General features: G+C 71.4%; 6 protein-coding genes and 1 pseudogene. 2 read left to right on the top strand and 5 right to left on the bottom strand.

Translation table 11 applies throughout. The features are described 5' to 3' along the window. Nucleotides 1-481 (top strand): annotated as a pseudogene (locus tag B7767_RS07160) (alkene reductase); the annotation flags it as partial. Here B7767_RS07160 and B7767_RS07155 read toward each other — a convergent pair. Genes B7767_RS07155 through B7767_RS07145 form a run of 3 tightly spaced genes read right to left on the bottom strand, consistent with a single transcriptional unit; the run spans nucleotide 430 to nucleotide 3307 of the window. Beyond that, entirely contained in the window at nucleotides 430-1608 is a 1179-nt protein-coding gene (locus tag B7767_RS07155; RefSeq protein ID WP_085571405.1) for a dipeptidase, read from the bottom strand. The pseudogene B7767_RS07160 and the gene B7767_RS07155 overlap by 52 nt on opposite strands. Before the next feature lie 5 nt (nucleotides 1609-1613). Next, complete coding sequence (gene purE / locus B7767_RS07150) at nucleotides 1614-2138, bottom strand: 5-(carboxyamino)imidazole ribonucleotide mutase (RefSeq protein ID WP_085571404.1); 525 nt, start codon at nucleotides 2136-2138, stop codon at nucleotides 1614-1616. After that, nucleotides 2135-3307 carry a 5-(carboxyamino)imidazole ribonucleotide synthase gene (locus tag B7767_RS07145; RefSeq protein WP_085571403.1) on the bottom strand — a complete coding sequence of 391 codons (1173 nt, stop codon included), beginning with the start codon at nucleotides 3305-3307 and terminating at the stop codon, nucleotides 2135-2137. The genes purE and B7767_RS07145 overlap by 4 nt, the downstream gene beginning before the upstream one ends. 185 nt (nucleotides 3308-3492) lie before the next feature. Here B7767_RS07145 and B7767_RS07140 point away from each other — a divergent pair, with 185 nt between their 5' ends. Beyond that, nucleotides 3493-4032, top strand: coding sequence for a GtrA family protein (locus B7767_RS07140; RefSeq protein ID WP_085571402.1), 540 nt, complete (start codon nucleotides 3493-3495; stop codon nucleotides 4030-4032). Nucleotides 4033-4035: 3 nt separating this feature from the next. Here the strand turns inward: B7767_RS07140 and B7767_RS07135 are convergent, their stop codons facing one another. Together B7767_RS07135 and B7767_RS07130 are read right to left on the bottom strand one after the other, a co-directional pair. Then, complete coding sequence (locus tag B7767_RS07135) at nucleotides 4036-5310, bottom strand: ATP-binding protein (RefSeq protein ID WP_085571401.1); 1275 nt, start codon at nucleotides 5308-5310, stop codon at nucleotides 4036-4038. Between the two features lie 54 nt (nucleotides 5311-5364). Then, nucleotides 5365-6042, bottom strand: coding sequence for a response regulator transcription factor (locus B7767_RS07130; RefSeq protein WP_085571400.1), 678 nt, complete (start codon nucleotides 6040-6042; stop codon nucleotides 5365-5367). Nucleotides 6043-6317 lie beyond the last annotated feature (275 nt).

Genomic DNA, 6317 nt, shown 5'->3' with positions numbered 1-6317 from the left:
CGAGATCGGGGCGGCCCGGGTGGGGCTGCGGATCTCCCCCGGCAGCACCGTCAACGGCATCGAGGAGGGCGGGACCGAGGAGATCCACCCGGCGCTCGCCGAACGGCTCGGCGGGCTCGGGCTGGCGTACCTGCACCTGGTGTCCGCCGACCCGGACGCGCCGGTGTTCGCGAAGATCCGTGCCGCGTGGCCGGGGACGCTCGTCGCCAACCCGGTGCTGGAGGAGATGTCCTCCGACGCCGTGCACCGTGCGTCCGGGCGGCTGCTGGACGCCGGGGCCGATCTGATCGCCCTCGGCCGGCCCTTCCTCGCCAATCCCGACCTGGTGCGGCGGCTGCGTCTCGACGCGCCCCTGAACCAGGTGCGGGACCGCTACCTGATGTACGTGGGCGGGGCGGACGGCTACACCGACTACCCCACCCTCGACGATCAGCCGTCCAGGTCCTCGATCGTCGCGTTCGACGGGCCCCGCGTGGTCTGAAGGTCCCGGGCCACGTCCTCCGCGGCACCCAGCACCCGTACCGCGTTCTTCCACGTGAGTTTGGCCAGGTCGGCCTTCGACCAGCCGCGGTCGAGGAGCTCGGCGATCAGGTTCGGGTAGGTGGAGACGTCGTCCAGGCCGTCGGGGGTGAAGGCCGTGCCGTCGTAGTCGCCGCCGATGCCGAGGTGGTCGATGCCGGCGACCTCGCGCATGTGGTCCAGGTGGTCCGCCACCGTGGAGACGGTGGCGACCGGACGCGGGTTGGTCTCCTCGAAGGCGCGGTGGATCCTCATCCCCTCGGCGGTGGTGTCGAGGTGGTGGAAGCCGTGCGCGCGCATGTTCTCGTCGGCCGCGGCCGTCCAGTCCACGGCCGCCTGGAGCACGAACTTCGGCACGAACGTCACCATCGCGACACCGCCGTTGGCGGGCAGCCGCTCCAGCACGTCGTCGGGGACGTTGCGCGGGTGGTCGCAGACCGCGCGGGCGGAGGAGTGGGAGAAGACCACCGGCGCGGACGTGGTGTCCAGCGCGTCCCGCATGGTCGTCGCGGCGACGTGGGAGAGGTCGACCAGCATGCCGAGCCGGTTCATCTCCCGCACCACCTCGCGGCCGAAGGCCGACAGGCCGCCCACGCCGGGCTCGTCGGTCGCCGAGTCCGCCCACGCCACGTTGAAGTTGTGGGTGAGGGTCAGGTAGCGGACGCCGAGGTCGTACAGCCCCCGCAGCGTGCCGAGGGAGTCGGCGATGGAGTGGCCGCCCTCCGCCCCCATGAGGGAGGCGATACGGCCCTGGCTCCGCGCGGCCTCCATGTCGGCGGCGGTCAGCGCGGGCGCCAGCTCCCGCGGATGACGGGCCAGCAACTGCCGTACGCAGTCGATCTGTTCCAGCGTGGCCGGTACCGGGTCGGGCTGGTCCGCGCGGACGTACACCGACCAGAACTGCGCGCCGACCCCGCCCGCGCGCAGCCGGGGGAGGTCGGTGTGCAGGTGGGCGGACTGGTCGACGGCGATGTCGCGGGCGCCGAGGTCGTAACGGACCTGTTCGCGCAGCGCCCACGGCAGGTCGTTGTGCCCGTCCACGACGGGGAACTCGCGCAGCAGCTCCCGAGCCCGGTCCAGCGAGGTCATCCGCGTCACTTCCCGAAGCCGAAGCCGCCGCCGGACCCCTCGGCCTTGGCCCGCAGCCGCTTGCCCTTCTCGGTGGCCTGGTCGTTCAGCTCCTGCTGGAACTCCCGCATCCGGCCGAGGAGTTCCTCGTCGTGGGCAGCGAGGATGCGGGCCGCGAGCAGTCCCGCGTTGCGCGCGCCGGCGACGGAGACGGTGGCGACCGGGACACCGGCCGGCATCTGCACGATGGACAGCAGGGAGTCCATGCCGTCGAGGTACTTCAGCGGCACGGGCACGCCGATGACGGGCAGCGGGGTGACCGAGGCGAGCATGCCGGGCAGGTGGGCGGCGCCGCCCGCACCCGCGATGATCACCTTGAGTCCCCGGTCCGCGGCCTGCTCGCCGTACGCGATCATCTCGCGGGGCATGCGGTGCGCGGAGACGACGTCGACCTCGTAGGCGATCTCGAACTCGTCGAGGGCCTTGGCCGCCGCTTCCATGACGGGCCAGTCGGAGTCCGACCCCATGACGATGCCGACAACTGGGCTCATTCGGTGATCGTGCCTCTCAGGTAGCCGGCTGCGTGACGGGCGCGCTCCAGCACGTCGTCCAGGTCGTCGCCGTAGGTGTTGACGTGGCCCACCTTGCGGCCGGGCTTCACGTCCTTGCCGTACATGTGGATCTTCAGCTGGGGGTCGCGGGCCATGCAGTGCAGGTACGCGGAGTACATGTCCGGGTAGTCGCCGCCGAGGACGTTGGCCATGACCGTCCACTTCGCGCGCGGGCGGGGGTCGCCGAGCGGGAGGTCGAGGACGGCGCGGACGTGGTTGGCGAACTGCGAGGTGATCGCGCCGTCCATGGACCAGTGTCCGGAGTTGTGCGGGCGCATCGCGAGCTCGTTGACGAGGATGCGGCCGTCGCGGGTCTGGAACAGCTCGACCGCGAGGTGGCCGACGACGCCCAGCTCCTTGGCGATGTTCAGCGCCATCTCCTCGGCCTTCAGCGCGAGGTCCTCGTCGAGGCCGGGAGCGGGCGCGATCACCGTGTCGCAGACGCCGTCCACCTGCCGCGACTCGACGACGGGGTAGGCGACGGCCTGCCCGTGCGGGGAGCGGACCACGTTGGCGGCCAGCTCGCGCACGAAGTCGACCTTCTCCTCGGCGAGGACGGGGACGCCCGCCTTGAACGGCTCGGCGGCCTCCTCGACGGAGCCGACGACCCACACGCCCTTGCCGTCGTAGCCACCGCGGACCGTCTTGAGGACGACAGGAAAGCCGCCCTCCCGTCGCCCACCACCGCCCTTGCCGGAGGGCCCTTCGGGCCCTCCCCTCTCGAGCTCCGCCGCGAACGCGGCCACGTCCTGCGGATCGGCCACGATGCGGTGGCGCGGACACGGCACGCCGATCGCGTCGAGCTTCGCGCGCATCACGCCCTTGTCCTGGGCGTGCACCAGCGCGTCGGGGCCCGGGCGGACGGGGATGCCGTCCGCCTCCAGGGCCCTGAGGTGCTCGGTGGGCACGTGCTCGTGGTCGAAGGTGATCACGTCGCAGCCGCGCGCGAACGCGCGCAGCGTCTCCAGGTCGCGGTAGTCGCCGACGACGACATCGCCGACGACCTGCGCCGCGGAATCCTGCGGAGTGTCACTGAGGAGCTTGAACTTGATGCCGAGCGGGATGCCCGCCTCGTGTGTCATACGAGCGAGCTGGCCACCGCCGACCATGCCGACTACCGGGAACGTCACGCCCCCAGGGTATCGGCCGAGCCACCGTGGCCGATTTACCGGCCTCCTCCCGGACGGTCCGCGGGCGGTCCGCGGGCGTGACCCTCGTCCGCAGGAAGATCGCGAAGACGGGTGGTTAGCATGGTCTGGTTGACGCCAACCGACGGACGGGGGCCAGCACCACCATGGGACACGGTTCCTCCGGGCCTCCGACCACGGCCCCGGCTCCGGCCCCGCGCGGCACCGTGCGGGAGCGGATCGACCGGCTGCTCCGGGAGGTCGTGAAGTTCGGTGCGGTCGGCGGAATGGGCCTGCTGGTCAATCTCCTCGTCTTCAACCTGGTCCGGCAGGTGACGGACCTCCAGGTGGTACGGGCGAGCGTCATCGCGACCGTCGTCGCGATCGTCTTCAACTACATAGGCTTCCGCTACTTCGCCTACCGGGACCGCGACAAGTCCGGGCGCACCCGGGAGATGACGCTGTTCCTGCTGTTCAGCGCGGTCGGCCTGGTGATCGAGAACGGTGTGCTGTACACGGCGACGTACGGCTTCGGCTGGGACAGCCCGCTGCAGAGCAACATCTTCAAGTTCCTGGGCATCGGCGTGGCGACCCTGTTCCGCTTCTGGTCGTACCGCACCTGGGTGTTCCGCGCGCTGCCGGTGCGGGAGCCGGTGACGCGGGGCGCCCCCTCCGACGGCTCCCGCACGACGCAGCGCGTGCTGTGACCGTCAGCGCACCGTCCGGCGGGACTCGTCGTCCGGGGACTTCTGCGGCGGCGTACGGGAGAGGAACAGGCCGAAGACGGCCGGGCTGGCCTGGAGCATCTCCAGGCGGCCGCCGTCCGCCTCCGCGAGGTCGCGGGCGACGGCGAGGCCGATGCCGGTGGAGTTGCGGCCGCTGATCGCCCGTTCGAAGATCCGCGCGCCCAGGTCGGCGGGGACACCCGGCCCCTCGTCGGTGACCTCGACGACGACCTGGTTGCCGGTGACGCGGGTGCGCAGGGCGACCGTGCCGCCCCCGTGCATCAGCGAGTTCTCGATCAGCGCCGCCAGCACCTGGGCGACCGCGCCCGGCGTGCCCACCGCCCGCAGCTGCCGCTTGCCGGAGGTGACGATCGCACGGCCCGCGCTGCGGTAGGCGGGGCGCCACTCGGCGAGCTGCTGCTGGATCACCTCGTCGAGGTCGAAGGTGACCGCGGAGCCGGTGCGCGGGTCGCGGGAGTTGGTCAGCAGCCGCTCCACCACGTCCGTCAGCCGCTCCACCTGCGCCAGCGCGATCGTGGCCTCCTCCTTCACCGTGTCCGGGTCGTCGGTGAGGGTGATCTCCTCCAGACGCATGGACAGGGCGGTGAGGGGGGTGCGCAGCTGGTGGGAGGCGTCGGCGGCGAGGCGCCGCTCGGCGGTCAGCATGCGGGCGATGCGCTCGGCGGAGCGGTCCAGCACGTCCGCGACCCGGTCCAGCTCGGGAACGCCGTAGCGGCGGTGGCGGGGGCGGGGGTCGCCGGAGCCGAGGCGTTCGGCGGTCTCCGCGAGGTCGGTCAGCGGGGAGGCGAGCCTGCTGGCCTGGCGGATCGCCAGCAGCACCGCCGCGACCACCGCGAGCAGCGCCACCAGGACGATGATCAGCAGCGTACGGCCGACCTCCCGGGTCACCGAGGAGCGCGGCTCCTGGACGGTGACCGTCTCGCCCTCCTCGCCGGGTTCCGTGGCGCTGATGACGTCGCCGTCCGGTTTGGTGCCGACCTCGATGGGCGGCTTGCCGGGGATCCGGATGACGGCGTACCGGTCCTCGGTGACCTGGTCGCTGATGATGTCGGCGGTGACCTTGTCCTCGACGAGCAGCCGGCTGTCGACGATGCTGGCCAGCCGGACCGCCTCGGACTCCACCCGCTCCCTGGCGCTCTCGCTGATGGTGCGGGTCTCGACGATCACCAGGGAGACGCCGAAGACGGCGATCACGACGAGAACCACGGCGAGCGTGGACTGGATCAGACGGCGGCGCATGTCCTCTTACTCACTGGCGAACCCCGGTCGCTCACTGGCGGACCCCGGCGGGGTTCAGCTCTTCTCGAAACGGAAGCCCACACCGCGCACGGTCGCGATGTAGCGGGGGTTGGCCGCGTCGTCGCCCAGCTTCTTGCGCAGCCAGGAGATGTGCATGTCGAGGGTCTTGGTGGAGGACCACCAGGTGGTGTCCCAGACCTCGCGCATCAGCTGGTCGCGGGTGACGACCCGGCCCGCGTCCCGCACCAGGACCCGCAGCAGGTCGAACTCCTTCGCGGTGAGCTGGAGCTCCTCGTCGCCCATCCAGGCCCGGTGCGACTCGACGTCGATGCGCACGCCGTGGGTGGCGGGCGGCTGCTGGGGTTCGACGGAACCGCGCCGCAGCAGGGCCCGGACCCGGGCCAGCAGCTCGGCGAGCCGGAACGGCTTGGTGACGTAGTCGTCGGCGCCCGCGTCCAGGCCGACGACCGTGTCCACCTCGTCGGCGCGCGCGGTCAGGATCAGCAGGGGAACCGTGTGCCCCTCGGAGCGGAGCCGGCGGGCGACCTCCAGACCGTCCATGCCGGGCAGCCCGAGGTCCAGCACCACCAGGTCGACGCCGCCCTGCATGCCGGCTTCGAGCGCGGTGGGCCCGTCCTCACGGACCTCGACTTCGTATCCCTCCCGGCGCAGGGCGCGGGCCAGCGGCTCCGAGATGGACGCGTCGTCCTCGGCGAGCAGTACACGGGTCATGTCAGTGATGGTAGTCCCGCCGTCACGGGGCCCGGGGTGTGATCGCGAGCGTTGACTCTTACCTCCGGCATACCCGTTTCTCACCTACGGCGGCCTCGGTTCGCACCTGCGGCTCTGAGGTGCGAACCTGGGAAGGACCTTCGAATGAGTGATCGCGGTTCCGGTGAAACCTGTGATCCTCGTCTCAAGTCCTTCCATATCCGGCACTGTCCTGCCGTATGGTGAATCAACGCCTGTTGCACCACGGGGACCTTTGGCGCAGTTGACGCCGAGGG

Origin of the sequence: Streptomyces sp. 13-12-16 (genome assembly GCF_002114215.1) — a bacterium.
In the GTDB taxonomy this organism is placed as follows: Bacteria; Actinomycetota; Actinomycetes; order Streptomycetales; family Streptomycetaceae; genus Streptomyces.
This window is presented reverse-complemented; position numbering and strand designations above follow the sequence as displayed.